The organism is Mesorhizobium sp. M0522 (assembly GCF_040321085.1).
GTDB lineage: Bacteria > Pseudomonadota > Alphaproteobacteria > Rhizobiales > Rhizobiaceae > Mesorhizobium.
Genome location: NZ_JAMYQW010000013.1, coordinates 107,759 through 127,815, shown reverse-complemented (window position 1 = coordinate 127,815; position 20,057 = coordinate 107,759). Strand labels below are relative to the sequence as shown.

The 20,057-nt window shown below is 61.7% G+C and carries 13 protein-coding genes and 1 tRNA gene; 4 read left to right on the top strand and 10 right to left on the bottom strand.

Going from position 1 to position 20,057, the window contains the following annotated elements:
• Positions 1 to 81: 81 nt before the first annotated feature.
• Both NKI58_RS16660 and NKI58_RS16655 read left to right on the top strand, forming a co-directional pair.
• Positions 82 to 158: transfer RNA gene (locus tag NKI58_RS16660), tRNA-Pro, on the top strand.
• A 706-nt stretch (positions 159 to 864) separates the two neighbouring features.
• A complete protein-coding gene (locus NKI58_RS16655; protein WP_352826689.1) occupies positions 865 to 1,683 on the top strand; it encodes a site-specific integrase in 819 nt (272 codons plus the stop codon).
• On the opposite strand, the gene NKI58_RS16650 is transcribed toward NKI58_RS16655, so the two are convergent.
• From NKI58_RS16650 to NKI58_RS16635, 4 genes are all read right to left on the bottom strand, one after another.
• Positions 1,658 to 3,277, bottom strand: coding sequence for an ABC transporter ATP-binding protein (locus tag NKI58_RS16650; protein WP_352591562.1), 1,620 nt, complete (start codon positions 3,275 to 3,277; stop codon positions 1,658 to 1,660). The genes NKI58_RS16655 and NKI58_RS16650 overlap by 26 nt on opposite strands.
• A 1-nt stretch (position 3,278) precedes the next feature.
• The gene (locus NKI58_RS16645) at positions 3,279 to 4,397 is read right to left on the bottom strand and encodes an ABC transporter permease (protein ID WP_352591559.1); all 1,119 of its coding nucleotides are present in this window, start codon (positions 4,395 to 4,397) and stop codon (positions 3,279 to 3,281) included.
• Complete coding sequence (locus NKI58_RS16640; protein WP_352591556.1) at positions 4,390 to 5,313, bottom strand: ABC transporter permease subunit; 924 nt, start codon at positions 5,311 to 5,313, stop codon at positions 4,390 to 4,392. The genes NKI58_RS16645 and NKI58_RS16640 overlap by 8 nt, the downstream gene beginning before the upstream one ends.
• Positions 5,314 to 5,479: 166 nt before the next feature.
• A complete protein-coding gene (locus tag NKI58_RS16635; RefSeq protein ID WP_352591553.1) occupies positions 5,480 to 7,072 on the bottom strand; it encodes a peptide ABC transporter substrate-binding protein in 1,593 nt (530 codons plus the stop codon).
• 425 nt (positions 7,073 to 7,497) lie between these two features.
• Here NKI58_RS16635 and NKI58_RS16630 point away from each other — a divergent pair, with 425 nt between their 5' ends.
• The gene (locus tag NKI58_RS16630) at positions 7,498 to 7,932 is read left to right on the top strand and encodes a TadE/TadG family type IV pilus assembly protein (RefSeq protein WP_352591659.1); all 435 of its coding nucleotides are present in this window, start codon (positions 7,498 to 7,500) and stop codon (positions 7,930 to 7,932) included.
• A 1-nt stretch (position 7,933) separates the two neighbouring features.
• A complete protein-coding gene (locus NKI58_RS16625; protein WP_352826691.1) occupies positions 7,934 to 9,718 on the top strand; it encodes a pilus assembly protein TadG-related protein in 1,785 nt (594 codons plus the stop codon).
• Between the two features lie 16 nt (positions 9,719 to 9,734).
• On the opposite strand, the gene bglA is transcribed toward NKI58_RS16625, so the two are convergent.
• From bglA to glgB, 6 genes are read right to left on the bottom strand one after another with little or no spacing between them, the layout of a single operon-like run.
• Complete coding sequence (gene bglA / locus NKI58_RS16620; RefSeq protein ID WP_352624584.1) at positions 9,735 to 11,360, bottom strand: beta-galactosidase BglA; 1,626 nt, start codon at positions 11,358 to 11,360, stop codon at positions 9,735 to 9,737.
• Entirely contained in the window at positions 11,353 to 13,386 is a 2,034-nt protein-coding gene (glgX, locus tag NKI58_RS16615; RefSeq protein ID WP_352591544.1) for a glycogen debranching protein GlgX, read from the bottom strand. Before glgX ends, bglA begins: the two co-directional genes overlap by 8 nt.
• Positions 13,386 to 15,014 (bottom strand): alpha-D-glucose phosphate-specific phosphoglucomutase, encoded by a 1,629-nt coding sequence (locus NKI58_RS16610; protein WP_352591541.1) that lies wholly within the window; start codon positions 15,012 to 15,014, stop codon positions 13,386 to 13,388. Before NKI58_RS16610 ends, glgX begins: the two co-directional genes overlap by 1 nt.
• 3 nt (positions 15,015 to 15,017) lie before the next feature.
• Entirely contained in the window at positions 15,018 to 16,463 is a 1,446-nt protein-coding gene (gene glgA, locus NKI58_RS16605) for a glycogen synthase GlgA (protein ID WP_352591538.1), read from the bottom strand.
• 3 nt (positions 16,464 to 16,466) lie between these two features.
• The gene (gene glgC, locus NKI58_RS16600; RefSeq protein ID WP_352490794.1) at positions 16,467 to 17,732 is read right to left on the bottom strand and encodes a glucose-1-phosphate adenylyltransferase; all 1,266 of its coding nucleotides are present in this window, start codon (positions 17,730 to 17,732) and stop codon (positions 16,467 to 16,469) included.
• Between the two features lie 35 nt (positions 17,733 to 17,767).
• Positions 17,768 to 19,981 carry a 1,4-alpha-glucan branching protein GlgB gene (gene glgB, locus NKI58_RS16595; RefSeq protein ID WP_352591535.1) on the bottom strand — a complete coding sequence of 738 codons (2,214 nt, stop codon included), beginning with the start codon at positions 19,979 to 19,981 and terminating at the stop codon, positions 17,768 to 17,770.
• Between the last annotated feature and the right edge of the window lie 76 nt (positions 19,982 to 20,057).

Sequence of the window (20,057 nt, the reverse complement as noted above, 5' to 3'; positions counted from 1 at the left end):
AGCGAAAGAAATGCGACAGAAGCGCTGCCATTGGCGCTTGCAGTAACCAAACTCGGCGGCTATAAGCCCGCGGTCTGGTCACGGAGTGTAGCGCAGCCTGGTAGCGCACATCGTTCGGGACGATGGGGTCGCAGGTTCAAATCCTGCCACTCCGACCAGAAAAAACATTGTCCAACCCGGGAGGCAATGGCTCAGGGCTCGTAGGGGCTCTTCCAAGTTGCGCCTGTACATTCGACAAAAAGAGGTTTGGCCGAGGAGAGGCTACGCGGTGCCCGCAGTGGCATCGGATCGCGGCTATTGCCAACGCATGTTCGTCACCGAAAAAGCGAGATTTCCAAGGCACCGGAAACCTCCCCCGCTTCGAAACGCCAAATCGTCCCGTGAAGGCCGGCGTGAGATTTACACCTCAGTTGCAACCGGAACATGGGATAGCCCGAGCCACCATTTTGATGCGGCTGTCAGCTACCCTCCGGGAATGCACCAAGACTCGTCGTCCGGCGGGAAAGCCAAGCCGGCGCGATTCTGCGCCGCCTTTCGCAAGTCTTTGCATCTCACGGCACTATCGCCCATTTTGCTTGTTGCAAAGCCGGTCTTGTTGCCTCTTCTAGTGATCCCCGTCCGCAGGACGAACAACTTCGGAGCAAAAAAGGGGACCATTGTGACGACCCATCATCATGCCCGCACGGGAGCGGTGTCTAGCGCTTCAGGTATGCTGCGCCCTCAACTCGGGCCTGCCGCCGCCGGCAAATATCAGCCCCCGATCTCCGGGCAGATGCCCGCCGCCTGACTGTCGGTGACATCCTCGCCGCCTATACCGAAGGACGCCAGGCCAAGATTGCCGGTCGCAAGGAATTTCTCGCCAGGATGCGTTTTCTGAACGAATTCTTCGGCACCGAGCCGGTCGCCAACATCAATGGAGATCGCTGCCGCGCCTATGTCGAGCACCGTTCGCGCGAGCGCAATCGGGTAGAGCGTGAGCGAATCGCCAAGCTCAACGCTGCGGCGATGGAGACCCGCCGTGCGTTACTCCCGGCGTGGCGAGACAAGGACTTTACATCAGGCCCGCGTCGCGATCTTGAGGACCTCCGCTCGGCGATCAACTTTTGGGCCAAGGAATACGGTCTCGATCCGAAGCCGTCCGTCACCTTGCCAGACAAACCAGCAGCGCGCGAGCGCTGGCTGACGCGCGAGGAAGCAGCGGGACTGCTGCGCGCGGCATTGCGGCTGCGCCGGAAGCACGGTCAGTACGCTCATCTCTGCCGCTTTATCATTGTGGGGCTCTACACTGGCTGCCGACATCGTTCAATCCTGCAACTCAATTGGGATGGCGAGGCCGCAGAAGCTTGGCCGGACCTAGGCCGCGGCGTGCTCTATTGCAAAGATCAGCACGCGAAAAAAAGCAAGAAATGGCGTCCGCCGGCGCGACTGCCGTCACGGCTGATCGCCCATATGCGCCGCTGGAAGCGTATCGATTGCGACTGCGGGCCGGTCGTCCATGACAGCCTGGGCGAACCGACAAAGCGCATCGAGAAGGCGTTCCGCACCTGCCGCGTGGAAGCCGGGCTCGGCGACGATGTCACCCCGAATGTGCTTCGCTACACCCGCGCCATGTGGCCTGTGCTGTGCGACGTCGACATGTGGCGGATCGCCAGCAAGGCTATGCGCTCAGGCGAAATCGCGTGACATCGATGGCCGCGGCCATCAGTGTCTGTGTGTAGGTTGCCTGCGGGTTGCTGAAGATCGCCTCGGCCGGCCCCTCCTCGACGATCTTGCCCTGTTTCATGACGATGATGTAGTCGGCCATGGCGCGCACAACGGTGAGATCGTGGCTGATGAACAGATAGGACAGTTCGTGGTCGGCCTGCAGCTTGCGCAGCAATTCGACGATCTGCTTCTGCACCGAGCGGTCCAGCGCCGAGGTCGGCTCGTCCAGCACCACCACTTTCGGCTTGAGGATCATGGCGCGCGCAATGGCGATGCGCTGCCGCTGGCCGCCGGAGAATTCGTGCGGATAGCGGTTGCGCGTGTTCGGATCGAGCCCGACTTCGAGCAAGGCATCGACCGCGCGGAGATCGCGCTGCCTGCCCGACAGATTGGGCTCGTGGACCAGAAGCCCCTCGGTGATTATCTGGCCGACGGTCATGCGTGGCGACAGCGAGCCGAATGGATCCTGGAAGACCAGCTGTAATTCGCGCCGCAGCGGCCGCATCGCCTGGCGGTCAGCGTGGGAAATGTCGCGGTCACCAAGCCGGATGATACCGTCGCTGGGCAGGAGCCGCAGCAAGGCGCGGCCGAGCGTCGATTTTCCCGAGCCGGATTCGCCGACGATGCCGATCGTCTGGTTGCGCTTCAGCCGTATCGAAATGCGATCGACGGCGCGCAGCAGCAGCGGCTCGCCGCCAAGAAATCCGCCGCCGATCTTGAAGGTCACCTCGACGTTCCTGCCTTCAAGCAGGACAGGGGCATTCGGAGGCGGCGGCGCCTTGGTGCCGGTCGGTTCGGCGGCAAGTAGCATCTTGGTGTAGCCGTGCTGCGGGTTGGCGAAGATCGCTTCCGCCTCGCCCTCCTCCACCACCTCGCCGTAGCGCATCACATAGACCCGGTCGGCAAAGCGCCGGACGATGCCGAGATCGTGGGTGATGAAGACGATCGCCATGCCGAGCTTGCGCTGCAATTCGGCGAGCAGCATGAGAATCTGCGCCTGGATGGTGACGTCGAGCGCGGTCGTCGGCTCGTCGGCGATCAGTATGTCGGGGTCGTTGGCCAGCGCCATGGCGATCATGACGCGCTGGCGCTGACCGCCCGACAACTCGTGCGGATAGGATTTCATCCGCCGCTCCGGATCGGGAATATGGACCAGCCGCAGCAGCTTGAGCGCCTCCTCGCGCGCCGCGGCGGCGCCAAGTCCGCGATGCTTGCGGATCGGCTCGATCAGCTGGTTGCCGATCGAATAGAGCGGGTCTAGCGACGTCATCGGCTCCTGGAAGATCATGCTGATCTTGCGGCCGCGGATCTTGTTGAGCTCGGGTTTGCTCAAGGTCAAAAGATTGCGGCCGCGATAATCGACTGTGCCGGTGGCTTCGCCGTTCGAGGCGAGCAGGCTCATCGCCGCCATCATCGTCTGGCTCTTGCCGGAACCGGATTCGCCGACGACGGCGACGGTCTCGCCTGATTTGACGTGGATATTGATGCCCTTCACCGCCTCCACCACACCGTCGAGGGTGCGGAAGCGGACCCGAAGGTCCTTGACGCTGAGGATGGTTTCGGAAGCGGCCATCTCAACGATCCTTCGGGTCGAGCGCATCGCGCAGCCCATCGCCGACGAAATTCAGCGCGAACAGCGTGGAGACGAGAAAGAAGGCCGGGAACAGAAGCAGCCAGTTGGCCGAGCCGATGTTCTGGGCGCCGACCGAGATCAGCACGCCCCAGCTGGTCATCGGCTCCTGGACACCGAGCCCGAGGAACGACAAAAAACTCTCCAGGATAATGACCTGCGGCACCAGCAGCGTCATGTAGATCACAACCGGCCCGAGCAAATTGGGGATCACATGGCGCAGCAGAATGCCGCGCTGGCCGACGCCCATCGCCTCCGCCGCCTGGACATATTCCTGCCGGCGGATCGACAGCGCTTGTCCGCGCACGATGCGCGCCATGTCGAGCCACAGCACCGCTCCGACCGCCAGGAACATCAGCACGAAGTTCCTGCCGAAGAACACCACCAGCATGATAACGAAGAAGATGAACGGCAAAGAATAAAGCACGTCGACGACACGCATCATCACCTCGTCGACCCTGCCGCCGGCAAGGCCGGCGGTGGCGCCGTAGAGCACGCCGATGAGCACGGCCACAATGCCGGCAAGCAGGCCGATGGCTAGCGATATGCGCCCGGCCATCAGCGTTCTGGACAGGAGATCGCGGCCGGTATTGTCGGTGCCGAACAGGAAATATTGCTGCTTGATCGAGGCACTCATCACCATTTCGAGACCGTCCGGCGATTTGCTCTCGATCTTTGTGTCATCAAAAGTATCGGAACGATCAAGGTAGCGAATGTTGCGGTCATCGATCGGCTTGGACGATTTGACGGTAACGAACACACGGCTGTCCTCCTGCCGCCACTCCTTGATGTCGACGCGCATACGCCTGATCGCCTCATCGAGGGCGCCTTCGATCATGTCGGCCTTCGGATAGGCCGAGAAGCTCGGCGGCGTACGGACATAGTCGGCATAGATGGTGGTGTATTGGTGCGGCACGAAATAGGGCCCAAACACGCTGATGACGGCGATGAAGGCAAGATAATAGAGGCTGAACATGGCCGCGCGATTGGCCTTGAGGCGCGCCCAGGCGTCACCCCACAGGGACCGGCCGACGACCGGTGCGGCAACTGCGATATCAGTCATAGCGCACCCTCGGATCGACGACCCCATAGAGGACGTCGACGATCAGGTTGAAAACGATGGTGAAGAGCGCGATGACCACCACCGTCCCCATCACCAGTGTGTAGTCGCGGTTGAGCGCGGCAACGACAAAATGGCGGCCGATGCCCGGGATAGAGAAGATGGTCTCGACGATGATCGAGCCGGTGAGAAGGGCTGCAGCTGCCGGACCGGTGAAGGAGACGATCGGCAGGATGGCGCCGCGCAGTGCATGCTTGACGACGACTGACCAGTCGGACAGGCCGAGAGCGCGCGCGGTGCGGATGTGATGCGAGTGCAGCGATTCGATCATCGAGCCGCGCATCAGGCGGGCAACGATGGCGATCTGCGGCAGAGCGAGCGTCAGCACCGGGCCGACCTTATTGATGAGGGCTCCATCGCCCCAGCCACCGATCGGCAGCAGCTTCCAGGTCAATCCGAATACAAGCTGGATTACTGGGGCGATGACAAAGGTCGGTATGGTGCTGCCGGCGGTCGCCAGCGCGATCACCGAATAGTCGGCAAGCTTGTTCTGGTTGAGCGCGCCAACAGTGCCGAGCACGGTGCCCAGGAGCAGCGCCAGAACGAGCGCCGAAGCGCCGAGTTGGATCGAGATCGGCAGGCCTTCCCTGAACAGCTCGCCGACGGTGAAATCCGGCATGTTGTAGCTGGGACCGAAGTTGCCGCGCAGAAGATTGCCTAGATAATGGAGGTACTGCAGCCAGAGCGGGTCGTTGAGGCCGAACTGGGTTTCGAGATTGGCTCTGATCTCGGGGCTCAGGCCCCGCTCCTGGTTGAACGGTCCGCCCGGTGCGACGCGTATCAGGAAGAACGCCATGGTCACGATGACGAACAGCGTCGGGATGGCGGTCAACAGCCGCCGGAATACGTAACGCAGCATCGATGCCCCGCTTGATCCAGAGCAGCGCGCGTCCGGCTGGACGATTGCGCTCTAGCCTTCAAATCTTCGCACCGACATTGTCGAAAATCGAATCCGGTTCCCGGGCCGATGCGATGGCAAACCAGAGCCGCCGCGCATTGAGTTGCGCCGCGGCCTGGCTAAGGGATCAGTCCTTGCTGATGAAGCGGGACGGATGGATATCCATCACATTGTCGTCGAAGCCATGCAGCTTCGAGGAAACGATGTCGTGGTAGCTATAGTAGAGGATCGGAATGTTGCCGACCTCATCGACGAGGATGCGCTCGGCCTTGGCGAGTTCCTTCATGCGCTCTTCGGGCTTGCCGCCGGCGGCGGCGGCCTTGTCCATGGCCTCTTCGTATTTCGGGCTGTTGTAGTTCGAATAGTTATTGCCACTAGCCTTGCGGGAGATCCCAAGGAAAGTTTCCGGATCCTTGTAATCCGCAATCCAGGCGGCACGCGCGACATCATAGTCGCCCTTCTGCTCGAGGAAAGAGTAGTGAGTCTTGGTATCGGTGTTGAGCAACGTGACCTCGACGCCAAGCGGCTTCAGCTGTTCCTGGATGGCGACAGCGGTGTTCTTGTGGTTTTCCGAGGTGTTGTAGCGGATTTCCATCTTCAACGGATGCTCGGGCGTATAGCCGAGCTTCTCCAGGATTTTCTTGGCTTCATCTTCCCGGTCGATCTGCGGCATGTCGGCGTATTTGGCCAGTGCCGGCGTGTAGCCCTCGATCCCCGGAGGCACCATCGAATAGCCGGGCAGCATCGAATTCTGCCAGACTTTTTCGGCGAGGAAGTCGCGATCGATCGCCATCGAGATGGCGTTGCGCAGTTCGACATTGTCCCACGGCGCCTTATCGGTCTTGATCGCATAATAGTAGGTGCCGAGATATGGCCCGACACGGACCTGGTCGCCGAATTTGGCCTTGAGGTCGCCGAGCTGTTCCGTCGGCAGGTCACCGTAGCTGTCGAGTTCGCCAGCCTCGAAGCGCTTCATCGCCGACGAACGATCCTCGGTCGGGATGTAGTTGACCACGTCGAACTTGACGCTCGCGGCATCCCAGAATTTCGGATTCTTGACCAGCTTCAGATGGTCGTTGGGAACCCACTCTGCCGCTGTAAAGGCCCCGTTGGAGACCAGCTTGCCTGCCTTGATCCAGTCGGCGCCAAGCTTTTCGATCGACGCCTTGTTGACCGGATAGGTCGCCTGATGGGTCAGCATCTCCAGGAAGTAAGGCGTTGGCGCCTTGAGCGTGACTTCCAGGGTATTTGCGTCAATCGCCTTGACCCCCATATCCTCCGGCTTGCCCTTCTTGGTGTTGACTTCCTCGGCACCCTTCACTGGATAGAGCATGGAAGCGTATTCGGCAGCGGTGGCCGGATCTTCCAGCCGACGGAACGAATAAACGAAGTCGTCCGCCGTCACCGGGCTGCCATCCGACCAGAGGCCGTCCTTGCGCAGCTTGAAGGTGTAGACAGTGCCGTCGTCGGACACCGTCCAGCTTTCGGCGGCGCCCGGAATGAGATTCGTCTTCTGGTCATGCATGACGAGGCCCTGGAACAGGTCGCGTATGATATCGGCTTCGTAGACCGTCGAGGTCTTGTGCGGGTCGAGCGTCTCCGCTTCGGCGGCGGCTCCGCGGTTGTAGACGGTCTCGGCGAAAGCCGGCGTGTAGAACGTACCGGCGGCCAAGACCATGGTCGTGGCGAGTACCGTCGCCTTCAGCACATGTTTCAGCATGGAGTTCTCCCTAATGACGTCGCCCTTCGGCCACGTCTCTAAGTGTTGACGCCCCCGAAACCGATTGGTTGGTTCCTTTCGAGCGCGCAGCCGGTTCCCTTTCCGGCAGCTGGTGGCCAAACAGTAACGTGGAGATTTTTTATTTCAACAGACTCTCGGGGTCACGCAAAGTAAGGGGCCGGGACAGTCGCCTTGCGAGCGGCCAATCAATGGTCAAAGCCATGAGTTTGACTGGGTTTCCTGGCCAGAACGCCGATCTGGGAAATAATCTGGCCGATCATTTCAGTTTACCGGAATGTATTAATTGGTTCTTAGCAACCAAGGGTTACAAATTTCAATGGGATCGGCACATCGACCTTGAGTTCCAACGGGCAAGGGCAATGAACAAGATAGACAGTAACACTGTCGCATTAAAGCGTAAAATATTGCGCCAAATACGGGCGAATCTACGCAAAATTGGAGATGAGTCCGGAACTTCCGCGGTCGAATTTGCCCTGCTTTCGCCGATCTTTATCCTGCTCGTGCTCGGAATGGTTGCATATGGTATCTATTTTGGTGCAAGCAACTCCTTGCAGCAAATCGCCGCCGATGCCGCCCGCACCGCAATTGCCGGATTGAATCAAACCGAGCGCCAGGCGCTGGTGGCGAGTTTCGTCAAAAACAATGCCACTGGATACCCGTTCGTCGATTCCGGCAAGCTGACCTACCAGGCGACGGACAGCACGGCCGACGGAAATCAGTTTGTCGTGTCAATCCAGTACGATGCCAGCAACCTGCCGATCTGGAACCTGTTACCAAGCCTTGCGATGCCGCAAACCACGATCTCGCGCAGATCTACCATCAGGATTGGAGGCATTTGAAATGTCGCAGTTCTTGCTGAGGAGCATCGGGCGGATCGCTCGCTCGATGGTTGGCGACAAGAGGGCGAACTTTGCCGTCATGACGGCGCTGACAGCGCCATTCGCGCTGGGGCTGGCGGCCTTCGCTGTCGACGAAGGTTCGATCTACACGGAGCGCAGGGAGGCCCAGGCGATGACCGACCTGGCGGCGATCACCGCGGCGTCGAACATCAAAGATATGGAAGCCGCGGCGGTAACCACGCTCAGTGACAACCGAATGCCCGGCATCATTGTTCAAAAGCCAGGTCAGACAATCGTTCCCACGGTTGGCAAAACCGTCGTGTCGGTGACCGGCGGCCGATACTCAGCGGCGTCCTCCATTGGCGTCGACAAGCGCTTCGAAGCCGGTAAAGCGCCTTACAACGCCGTTCGCGTCACTCTGCAAAAAATCCCCGCCCGGTATTTCGCCAGTTCGCTCATCCCTACTCCGGTTGTCGGCACCGAAGCCATTGCCAGTGTGACCCCGCAAGCGATGTTCTCGGTCGGGTCCAGGCTCCTCAGCGTCAATGGCGGCATCCTCAACGCGCTTCTCAGCAAGTTGCTGGGCGCCAACATTTCGCTCAGCGTCATGGACTACAACGCGCTGATCTCGGCCGATGTAAACGTGCTTTCGTTCGTCGATGCCCTTGCCGTACAGTTGCAACTGACAGGTGTCAGCTATTCCGACGTGCTGGCGTCAAAAGCGACGGTAGGCCAGATCGCGACCGCCATGGCCAATGCGTCCGGGTCGGGCAGCGCCAGCAAACTTGTGCTGCAGACGATCGCGTCGAGGGCCACCAACACAGTCAAGATACCCCTCAGTCATCTTATCGATCTTGGCTCGATCGGTAAGCTCGGCCTCGGACAAAAGTCTCCCGGCTTTTCCGTCGACGCAAGCGCGATGGGCATGCTGGGTGCCGCCGCCTCGCTGGCCAATGGCTCAAACCAGGTCCAGGTCGATCTCGGCGCCACTATTCCGGGACTTACCGCCACCACGCTCGCCATCGCCATCGGTGAGCCAATGCAATATTCACCCTGGCTGGCCGTCGGGGAAAAAGGCACCGTGGTGCGCACCGCGCAGACGCGCATCAAGCTGGTCACCACAGTTGGCATCGGCAATTCCAATCTCGGCGGCGGCATCAGTCTGCTGTCCGTCAACCTGCCTCTGCATGTCGAAGTCGCCTATGCGGAAGCCAAGCTAACCGACATCAGCTGCCCGACGGGCCGGCCGGATAGCATCAAGGTCTCGATCGCCGCGCAGCCTGGCGTGGCCTCGCTGCACCTTGCCACCAGCGACGCCGACAACAACCCATCGGCCTTCGCCGATTTCAGCAATCCGCAATCGTTCTCCGATGCCACGATTGCACAGGTAAGCGTAAAGCTTCTGCTGCTCACCCTCAATCTGCTCGATGTGAAGGGTTCGTCATCACTTGCCATCACCAACAACGATCCGACCGCATTGACGTTCGACAGCACCGATATCGCCAACAAGACGATAAAAACTGTCGCCACAAAAAACCTGACGCAATCACTCACGACATCGCTGGTCAGCGGCCTCTCGCTCTCGGTCAATGCACTGGGCCTCGGGCTGGACGTGACGGCCCTGCTCGGAACGGTTAAGCCGGCGGTGGTAACGGTTCTGAACGGCGTGACGGCGCCGGTCGACGAACTGGTCTATAACGTGCTTGCAGCTGTCGGCGTGCATGTCGGCGAGGCCGATGTGCGGGTTGTCGGCGCGACTTGCGGGCGCTCCGTGCTCGTTCAATGAGATAATGAAATAGAGCTCAGCCGATCCGGCCGAGGAAGCAGCCCAGCGGCGGCAGCGACAGAGTTCTTTCCTGCAAGACGCCGGCAGCACCGCCAAGGTCTATCGGCTCTATCGCTTCCAGATCCGGTGGCAATTGCCAGCCGGCCGGCTCGTCGGCGAAATTGAAGACACAGAGCAGCTTTTCGTCACCGCCTTCGCGAATGAAAGCAAGGACGTCGCCTTCGGCATCGAGGAACCGGATCGAGCCTCGAGCCAGCGCCGGATGCTGCTTGCGCAAGGCCAGCATCGCCCGGTAGCTCGCCAGGACGGAGGTTTGCTCGCCGTCCTGGACGTCGACCGCCTGGGCACGATGGCTTGCCGGGACCGGAAGCCACGGCTTGCCGGTCGAAAAGCCGGCATTGTCGGCGCCAGCCTCCCAGACCATCGGCGTTCGGCACCCATCCCGTCCCTTGATTGCCGGCCAGAAGCGGATGCCGAAGGGATCGCGCAAATCCTCGAACGCCAGTTCGGCCTCCTCCAGCCCGAGTTCTTCGCCCTGGTAGAGGCAGATCGATCCGCGCAGGCAGGAAAGCAGCACGATCGAGAATTTCGCCACCCTGTCCGGATCGCCGCCCGGCCTTGTCCATCGACTGACATGGCGCACGACATCGTGGTTGGAGAACGCCCAGCAAACCCAGCCGTCGAACACCGTACTCTCGAAGGCCTCAACACAGCCACGCACATGCGACGCCGAGAATTGCGGGCCGAGCAGGTCGAACGTGTAGGACATTTGGAGCTTGTCGCCACCGCCGGTATAGGCGGCGAGTGTCTGCAAGGAACGCGTTTCGTCGCCAATCTCGCCGACAGCGGCGCGGCCTTCATATTCGTCAAGCAAGGCCCGGAAGCGCCTGAGGAAAGCAAGGTTTTCCGGCTGGCTCTTGTCGAACAGATGCTCCTGATAGAGATAGGGGCTGGTTGCCGTATTGGTGCCGGCGACGCTTTCCGCCAAAGGCGGGTTGCTGCGCACCCAGCGGTCGTGGACGTAATAGTTGACCGTATCCAGCCGGAAACCGTCGACGCCGCGCTCGAGCCAGAACCGCACCGTTTCCAGCAAGGCGTCCTGCACCTTTGGGTTGTGGAAATTCAGGTCCGGCTGCGAGGCGAGGAAATTGTGCAGGTAATATTGCCTGCGCGTTGCGTCCCATTCCCAGGCCGGGCCGCCGAAAAGCGACAGCCAGTTGTTGGGGGCGGTGCCGTCGGGCTTCGCATCGGCCCAGACGTACCAGTCGGCCTTGGGGTTGTCGTGGCTCGTGCGGCTTTCGACGAACCATTCGTGCCGATCCGACGAATGCGACAAGACCTGATCGATGATCACCTTCAGGCCGAGCCGGTGCGCCTCTGCAATCAGTGCGTCGAAATCCTCTAATGTGCCGAACATCGGATCGACGGCGCAGTAATCCGAAACGTCGTAACCCATATCCGCCATTGGCGACTTGAAGAAAGGCGACAGCCAAACCGCGTCGACACCCAGCGATGCGACATGGGCCAGCCTCGAGGTGACGCCGCTGAGATCGCCGCTGCCGTCGCCTGTCGTGTCCTGGTAGGAGCGCGGGTAGATCTGGTAGATGACGCAGCCGCGCCACCATTCGGCATTGTCAGCCATCGTGGCTCTCCCCTGCGCCCACCCGCGCGGCCCCGCGTTCGATCATGAACATGACCGTTCGCCCAGGCACCGGCCGTGAGATGTCGCCAGTATCCGTTTCGATGGCAGGGCGCCAATGAAAACCCGCCCGTTCCGGCAGCGTGAACATGCAGGCCCGGCGGTCGCCATTGATGACCACCGCAAGGCGACTGTTCTCACCGCTCCCGAGAACCATGACCAGCCGGTGCCGCCTGGCATCGTGCCAGGCGGCCTCGTCGAGCGGCATGCCGGTTTCCGTCAGCCAGGCTACGTCTGGGATTTCCGAGCCCGCAGGCGGTTCTCCGGTCAGGAATGTTGTGTCCAAAAGCGCCGGCACGGCACGACGCATCTTGGCGAGCAGAACCGTGTACAGCTCCAGCGCCCGGTCGCGCCCGGCCCAGTCGAGCCAGGTGATGTCATTGTCCTGCGCGTAGGCGTTGTTGTTGCCGCGCTGCGTGCGGCCGAACTCGTCGCCGGCCGTCAGCATGATCGTGCCGCGCGAGGCAAAGAGCGTCGCCAGCAGCGCGCACTGGTCATCGAAACGGGCCGTAACGATTGACTGGTCGCCGGTCTCGCCCTCGAGGCCATTGTTCCAGGACAGGTTGTCGTCGTGGCCATCGCGGTTCTGTTCGCCATTGGCCTCATTGTGCTTGTGCTCATAGGCAACGATATCGGCCAGCGTCATGCCGTCATGCGCGGCGATGAAGTTGATGCTGCGGCTCGTTGTCTGGCCTGGTTTGGCAAAGACATCGGACGAACCGGCAAGCCGCGTCGCCAAGGCACCGATAATGCCGCCGTCGCCGCGCCAGAAACGGCGGATATCGTCACGGCATTTGTCGTTCCATTCGAGGAAGGGTGGCGGAAAATTGCCGAGCTGATAGCCATCCGGTCCGATATCCCAAGGCTCGGCGATCAGCACCCGGTCGCCAAGAACAGGATCTTTGCGAATGGCGTTCAGCAGCGGCGCATCGGCGTCGAAAACGCCGTCGACGCGGCCGAGGATCGGCGCCAGGTCGAAGCGGAATCCGTCGACACCGGCGCGCTGGACAAAGTGGCGAAGCGTGTCGAGGACCATTTCCCGGACGACCGGATGTTCGCAGGCGAGCGTATTGCCGGTTCCGGTGTCATTGACCAGAGCGCCGTCGGCCTCGTGCCGGTAATAGGCGCGATTGTCGAGCCCGCGCAGCGACAATGTCGGGCCGAGCCGGTCGCTTTCGCCGGTGTGGTTGAACACCAGGTCGAGAATGGTGCCGATGCCGGCCTCGCGCAGCGCGGCGACCGTTCCGCGCAACTCGGCCAGACCGCCGGGCGCCAGTCGCGGATCGAGCGCCATGAAGGTCACGGGATTATAACCCCAGGCGTTGCGCAGACCGAGCGGCGGTAAATGCCGTTCGTCGATCGATGCAGTCACCGGCATCAACTCAATGGCTGCCACGCCGAGTTTTTGCAGATGCTCGACAACGAGGGGGTGAGCGAGCGCTCCAATGGTGCCGCGTTGCTTCTCGGGAATGTCCTTATGCAGCTTTGTGAACGCGCGTACCGGCACTTCGTAGATGAGGCCGCCGGACCGAAACAGAGGCGGCAAGGCAGGCAAGGGTTCCGGCAAGGCGCCAGCAATGGCTTTCGGCATCAGCGGCGCCGTGTCGGCCCCCTCACCCCGGCGCGCGGCTAGCCGGCCGTCATAGGCATAGGGCCTGTCGATCTCGACGGCATAGGGATCGGCCAGCAGCTTGTCGGGATCGAACCAGAAACCGTGTTCCGGCGCGTAGTCGCCATCGGCACGGAACCCGTATCGGGTGCCAGCGGCGAGACCGGCAACAAAAAGTGCGTGGACGCCCTCGCCTTCCGACTGGAGTTCCAGCCGGTCGATTTCGCGGTTGCCGTGTTCGTCGAAAATCGAAACCCAGATGCGCCGAGCCAACGAGGACCATGCGGCGAAGCGGATGCCGCCCTCCCCGGCAAGCCCGCCAAATCGCGGACGATAGCCGGCGGATAGTCCCGACGACATCAGGTGATGACGCTCGGTTTGGCGCGGCCGGTATGGCGGCGAATCCCGGCAATGTCGTCGGCCGCCACGATCAGATCGGCAAGTGCCTCCTGGGTGTCGAGATCGTGGCGGTTCTTGTCCGGCTCGTAGCGCTCGACATAAAGCCGCAGCGTCGCGCCCGAGGTGCCGGTGCCGGACAGGCGGAAGACGACGCGTGAGCCGCCTTCGAACAACACCCTGATGCCCTGGTTCTTGCTGACCGAGCCGTCGACCGGATCGTGATAGGCGAAATCATCGGCGCTGGCGATCGTCATGCCGCGCACGCTGGTGCCAGGCAGCGAGCCGAGCTTGGCGCGCAGCTCGTCGACAAGCGCGTTGGCACGATCAATCTCGACCTCCTCGTAGTCGTGGCGCGAATAATAGTTACGGCCATAGGCCGCCCAATGCTGGGTGACGATCTGCTTGGCGCTTTCGCCGCGCACGGCAAGGATGTTGAGCCATAAAAGCACAGCCCACAGGCCGTCCTTTTCGCGGACATGGTTGGAGCCGGTGCCCGCACTCTCCTCGCCGCAGATCGTTGCCATGCCGGCATCGAGCAGATTGCCGAAAAATTTCCAGCCGGTCGGCGTCTCGTAGATGCCGATGCCGAGCTTTTCGGCGACCCGGTCGGCAGCACCGCTGGTCGGCATCGAGCGGGCGATGCCTTTCAGCCCAGCCTTGTAGCCCGGCGCCAGATGGGCGTTGGCGGCGAGCATCGCCACCGAATCAGACGGGGTGATGAAAATTCCCTTGCCGATAATCAGGTTGCGGTCGCCGTCGCCATCCGAGGCGGCGCCAAAGTCTGGCGCATCCGGCCCCATCATCTCGTCGTAGAGGTGTTTTGCATGCACCAGATTGGGATCGGGATGATGGCCGCCGAAATCCGGCAGCGGAATGAAATTGCGGGCGGTGCCGTTGGGCGCGCCGAGCCGGTTTTCGAGGATCTCCTTGGCGTAGGGGCCGGTCACCGCATGCATGGCGTCGAAGCGCATGCGGAAGCCCGACTTGAACAGCGCCCGCAATGCGTCGAAATCGAACAGGCTTTCCATCAGTTCGGCATAGTCGGCGACAGGATCGATGATTTCGACGGTCATGTCCCCCGTCTTGACCGTGCCGATCGTGTCGATGTCGACCTGCCCGATATCGGCGATCTTGAAGCTTGAAATCGCCTTGGTTTTTTCGAAGATCGCGTCGGTCAGCTTTTCCGGCGCTGGGCCGCCATTGCCGGCATTGTATTTGATGCCGAAATCCTCATGCGGGCCGCCCGGATTGTGGCTGGCCGACAGGATGATGCCGCCAAAGGTCTTGTATTTGCGGATGACATGCGAAGCGGCCGGCGTCGACAAGATGCCGCCCTGCCCGACCATCACCTTGCCGAAGCCGTTTGCCGCGGCCATGGCGATGGCCTTCTGGATGACCTCGCGGTTATAGAAGCGGCCGTCGCCGCCGATCACCAGGGTTTTGCCCTCGAACCCGTCCAGCGCATCGAAGATCGACTGGATGAAGTTCTCGGCATAGTGCTCCTGCTGGAACACGGGGACCTTTTTACGCAGCCCGGAGGTGCCGGGCTTCTGGTCGGGATAGGGTTTGGTGGCGACGGTGCGGATCATCAGTCAGGCAGCCCTTTTCGAAAGCAGCAAGCGATAGTGTTGGACATATTTTTCGGCGCTTTTGTCCCACGAAACGTCGGCCTTCATGCCTTGCCGCTGCATCGACGTCCACACTGCGGGATTGGCATGCGCCTCGACAAGGCGGCGGACGGCGTGCAGCAAGGCGCCGGCATTGGCGGGCGCAAACTGGAAACCGGTCGCAACGCCGGCAGAGATGGCGGCTTCGTTGGCATCGATGATCGTGTCGGCAAGGCCCCCGGTGCGCGCGACCACCGGCACGCAGCCATAGCGCAGGCCGTAAAGCTGTGTCAGCCCGCAAGGTTCGAAGCGCGATGGGATAATGATGGCGTCGCTGCCGCCCTGCATGGTGTGGGAGAGTCCCTCGTCATAGCCGACGACGACGCCGATGCGGCCGCGATGGCGGGCTGCGGCGGCAAGCAATGCGCCTTCGAGCCCGGCATCGCCGGAGCCGAGGATCGCCAGCCGCGCACCTCTTGCAACGATGCCGTCGACGGCCGCCGCCAATATGTCCATGCCCTTTTGCCAGGTCAAACGGCTGATGACGCAGACGATCGGGCTGTCATCGCGATCGAGGCTGAAGCGGTCCTCGACCGCGGCCTTGTTGGGCATCCGTGCCTTGAGCGTCTTTGCGGTGTAGTTGCAAACCAGATGCTTGTCGGTTTCCGGGTTCCATATCTCGGTATCGATGCCGTTGACGATGCCATGGAGATCGACGGAGCGCATGTTGATCAGGCCGTCGAGGCCCATGCCGAATTCGGGCAAGCGGATTTCCTGCGCATAGGTCGGGCTGACCGTGGTGATCGCCCACGCCGCCTGCAGGCCGGCCTTGAGGAAGCCGACGCCGCCGTAATATTCGACGCCGTCGAGCGCCATCGCCGCCGCCGGCAGGCCAAGCTCGCCAAAGATGCCGGCGCCGAACTGACCCTGGAAGGCGAGGTTGTGCACGGTGATCATCGACGGCGTGCCGACCGCCTTGCCGTAGCGCATGTAGGCGAGCGTCATTGCCGACTGCCAGTCATGGGCATGGACGATATCGGGCAGGTAGCCCGAGATTGCGCCGCCGGCAATATCACCGCCTACCTGGCTCAAGGCCGCGAACCGCCGCCAATTGTCCGGCCAGTCGGCGCCGGTCGCGTTGCCGTATGGGCCGCCGGGACGGTCGAAAAGATGCGGCGCGTCAAGCACGAACAGGTCGAGCCCGGCGATCTGGACGGCATGCACCGAGGCCTTGCCGCCCTGCAGCAACGGATATTGCTGAACCGGCTTTTTTTTCCTGAAGGCGCCCATCACCTGAGGATAGCCGGGGACGAGCGTGCGCATGATGACGCCCTTGCCGGCCAATGCCACGGGCAAGGCGCCGGTCACGTCGGCGAGCCCGCCCGTCTTGACCAGCGGAAAGATCTCGGGCGCCACCGACAGAACCTGCATGCACTACGATCCCAGCCTGTTGATCATGTCCTGCGTGACGAGGCAGATGCCTTTTTCCGAAACGCGGAAACGCTTGGCGTCGAGGACGGGATCCTCGCCGACCACCAGACCCTCCGGGATCCTGACGCCGTGATCGATGACCACGCGCTTCAGCCTGGCGTTGCGGCCGACATGGACGTCCGGCAGCATGACGACCTCCTCCAGCGTCGAATAGGAATTGATGCGGGCGCCGGTGAAGATCAGGCTTCGCTTCAGCGAAGCGCCCGAAACGATGCAATCGCCCGACACGAGAGACGACACGGCCGACCCGCGGCGGCCATCCTCGTCATGCACGAATTTTGCCGGCGGCTTCAACTCGGCATAGGTCCAGATCGGCCAATCGCGGTCGTAAAGGTCGAGTTCCGGCGTGATGTCGGTCAGGTCGATATTGGCCTCCCAATAGGCGTCGACCGTGCCGACGTCGCGCCAATAGGCCTCGTTCTCGGCGGTCGAGCGCACGCAGGATTTGGCAAAACGATGGGCGATCGCCTTTCCGTGCTCGACGATGTAGGGGATGATGTCCTTGCCGAAGTCGCGGCTCGAGCCGGGCTCCGCCGCATCGCGACGCAATTGCTCCATCAGGAATTTGGTCTTGAACACATAGATGCCCATCGAGGCGAGCGCGAAATCCGGTTTGTCGGGAATGCCCGGCGGATCGGCGGGCTTTTCGATGAAGGAGATAATGGTGTCCTTGGGATCGACATGCATGACGCCGAAGCCGGTGGCTTCCATGCGTGGCACTTCGAGGCAGCCGACGGTGACGTCGGCGCCGGCCTCGACATGCTGGCGCAGCATCATTTCGTAGTCCATCTTGTAGATGTGGTCGCCGGCCAGGATGACCATGTATTCCGGCCCGTAGGCCTCGATGATGTCGATGTTCTGGTAAACGGCGTCGGCGGTGCCCTCATACCATTGCGTTTCCGATACACGCTGGCTGGCAGGCAGGATGTCGAAACTCTCGTTGCGCTCGGGCCGCAGGAAGTTCCAGCCGCGCTGCAGATGGCGGATCAGCGAATGCGCCTTGTACTGGGTGGCGACGCCGAGGCGGCGGATACCGGAATTGAGCGCATTGGAGAGCGCGAAATCGATGATGCGGGTCTTGCCGCCAAAATAGACCGCCGGCTTGGCGCGGCGGTCGGTCAGTTCCTTGAGCCGGCTGCCACGGCCGCCGGCCAGCACATAAGCCATGGCGTCGCGTGCCAGCGGCTGTGTTCGTTTTATTTCAGCCATTCCTATCCTCCCAGGTTAGATGCTCCAGACATAGCTCAGTCCGGGACGAATTCGAGCATGATCGTCGACAGCGGCGGCAAAAGCATCGTCGCCGAAATGCCTCCTCCTTCCGCCTGAGCCTCGACGCCGCCGCTATTGCCCTTGCCGGAACCGCCATAATCCGTGGCATCGGTGTTGATGATCTCGCGCCATTTTCCGGCGTGCGGCAACGGCACGCGGTAATTGTCGCGCGGCACCGGCGTGAAGTTGGAAATGACCGCGATCGGGTTGCCGCCCGGCGCGCTGCGCAGCCAGGCAAATACTGAGTTCGCGCTGTCGTCGACGATCAGCCAGGAAAAGCCCTCCGGCTCGCAGTCGCGGGCATGCAGCGCGGGGCGCGAGCGGTAGAGATAGTTGAGATCGCGCACCGTCTGCCAGACGCCGCGGTGGAGCCGGAAATCGAGCAGGTTCCAGTCGAGCGCCCGCCCCTCGCTCCACTCGCGGCGCTGTGCGAACTCCTGGCCCATGAACAACAGCTTCTTGCCGGGATAACCCCACATGAACGCGTAATAGGCGCGCAGCGTCGCGAATTTCTGCCAGTCGTCGCCGGCCATCTTGTTGAGCAGCGTGCCCTTGCCGTGCACCACTTCGTCATGGGACAGCGGCAGCACGAAATTCTCGCTGAAGGCGTAGACCAGACCGAAGGTGATGTCGTTGTGGTGATGCTTGCGGAAGATCGGCTCCTTGGAGAAATACTCCAAAGTGTCATGCATGAAGCCCATGTTCCATTTAAAACCGAAGCCCAGTCCGCCTTCATGCACCGGCTGCGAGACTTTCGGCCACGAGGTCGATTCCTCGGCGATGGTCATCACACCTGGATGGTGGCCGTAGACCTCCTTGTTCATACGCTGCAGGAAGCTGACCGCTTCGAGGTTCTCCCGCCCGCCCTTCTCGTTGGGAATCCATTCACCGGCCTTGCGAGAATAATCGAGATAAAGCATCGAGGCGACCGCATCGACGCGCAGTCCGTCGACGTGATATTTCTCGGCCCAGAACAGCGCATTGTTGACCAGGAACGAAATCACTTCGCGGCGCCCAAAATTATAGATCGCGGTGTTCCAGTCGGGATGGAAGCCCTTGCGCGGATCGGCATGTTCGTAGAGCGCGGTACCGTCGAACTTTGCCAGACCGTGTTCGTCAACCGGGAAATGCGCCGGGACCCAGTCGAGGATGACGCCGATGCCTGCACGGTGGGCGCCGTCGACGAAGCGGGCAAAACCGTCCGGATCGCCAAAGCGGGCAGTCGGCGCATAAAGACCCGTCGTCTGGTAGCCCCAGGACGGGTCATAAGGGTGTTCGGAGATCGGCATGAATTCGATGTGGGTAAAACCGCTCTCGACCACGTAAGGGATCAGCCTGTCGGCGAGCTCATCCCACGACAGGAAGCTGCCGTCGTCGTGAAGCCGCCATGACCCGGCATGGACCTCGTAGATCGATACGGCCTCGCGCCTGTGGTCGGCATTGCGCCAGTAGTTCCGGTGCGCCTCGTCACCCCATTCATGCGCCGGCGGCAGTGCCGTCACCGAGGCGGTGGCCGGGCGCAGTTCGGACTTGAAGGCGAACGGATCGGCTTTGAGCGGCAATCTCACGCCATCCGGCCCGATGATTTCATACTTATATGGGCGGCCTGCGCCGATGTCGGGAATGAACAGCTCCCAGATGCCGGTGTCGCGGCGGACGCGCATGGTATGCCTGCGGCCGTCCCACTCGTTGAAGTCGCCGACCACCGAGACGCGCCTTGCATTGGGCGCCCACACCGCAAAATGCACACCCGATGCACCTTCATGGTCGATGAGATGGGCGCCGAGCTTGTCGAACAGCCTGAGATGCGACCCTTCGGCGATGTAATAATCGTCCATCGGGCCGAGCACGGGACCGAAGGAATATGGATCGGTCAGCCACCAGTCACCGCCGGAATTCCTGGCGTGATAGCGCAGCGGCTGGCGTTTGCGCAGCGACAGTTTGCCTTCGAAGAAACCGCGGTCGTCGCGTCTCGACAGCTCGCCGGCCTTCTTGCCGGTCAGCGTATAGGCGGTGACGAACTCGGCATGAGGGACGAAGCAGCGGGCGACAAAGCCCTTTCCCGCCTCATGCACGCCAAGCACGGCAAACGGATCGCCGTGCGTGCCGGCGACAATCGCCGCGACATCGCCGGCTGGCGCCAGTCCGTCCGGCCCGCTTGTCGCAACGGTCGCGCGCGGCTTGCTCATCAGGCAGTGACCCTCCCCGGGCACCAAGTGTATGTTTCTAGTGGAGTTTTGAATTCGACATTCGCATGCCGCCTAA

What these genes read in the sequence shown, in the direction of transcription:
- glgX (WP_352591544.1), bottom strand. Translation starts at nt 13,386, where the DNA reads ATGTCGTCGGGACTATCCGCCGGCTATCGTCCGCGATTTGGCGGGCTT.
- glgB (WP_352591535.1), bottom strand. Translation starts at nt 19,981, where the DNA reads ATGAGCAAGCCGCGCGCGACCGTTGCGACAAGCGGGCCGGACGGACTG.
- NKI58_RS16625 (WP_352826691.1), top strand. Translation starts at nt 7,934, where the DNA reads ATGTCGCAGTTCTTGCTGAGGAGCATCGGGCGGATCGCTCGCTCGATG.
- bglA (WP_352624584.1), bottom strand. Translation starts at nt 11,360, where the DNA reads ATGGCTGACAATGCCGAATGGTGGCGCGGCTGCGTCATCTACCAGATC.
- NKI58_RS16635 (WP_352591553.1), bottom strand. Translation starts at nt 7,072, where the DNA reads ATGCTGAAACATGTGCTGAAGGCGACGGTACTCGCCACGACCATGGTC.
- NKI58_RS16640 (WP_352591556.1), bottom strand. Translation starts at nt 5,313, where the DNA reads ATGCTGCGTTACGTATTCCGGCGGCTGTTGACCGCCATCCCGACGCTG.
- glgA (WP_352591538.1), bottom strand. Translation starts at nt 16,463, where the DNA reads ATGCAGGTTCTGTCGGTGGCGCCCGAGATCTTTCCGCTGGTCAAGACG.
- NKI58_RS16650 (WP_352591562.1), bottom strand. Translation starts at nt 3,277, where the DNA reads ATGGCCGCTTCCGAAACCATCCTCAGCGTCAAGGACCTTCGGGTCCGC.
- NKI58_RS16610 (WP_352591541.1), bottom strand. Translation starts at nt 15,014, where the DNA reads ATGATCCGCACCGTCGCCACCAAACCCTATCCCGACCAGAAGCCCGGC.
- NKI58_RS16655 (WP_352826689.1), top strand. Translation starts at nt 865, where the DNA reads ATGCGTTTTCTGAACGAATTCTTCGGCACCGAGCCGGTCGCCAACATC.
- glgC (WP_352490794.1), bottom strand. Translation starts at nt 17,732, where the DNA reads ATGGCTGAAATAAAACGAACACAGCCGCTGGCACGCGACGCCATGGCT.
- NKI58_RS16645 (WP_352591559.1), bottom strand. Translation starts at nt 4,397, where the DNA reads ATGACTGATATCGCAGTTGCCGCACCGGTCGTCGGCCGGTCCCTGTGG.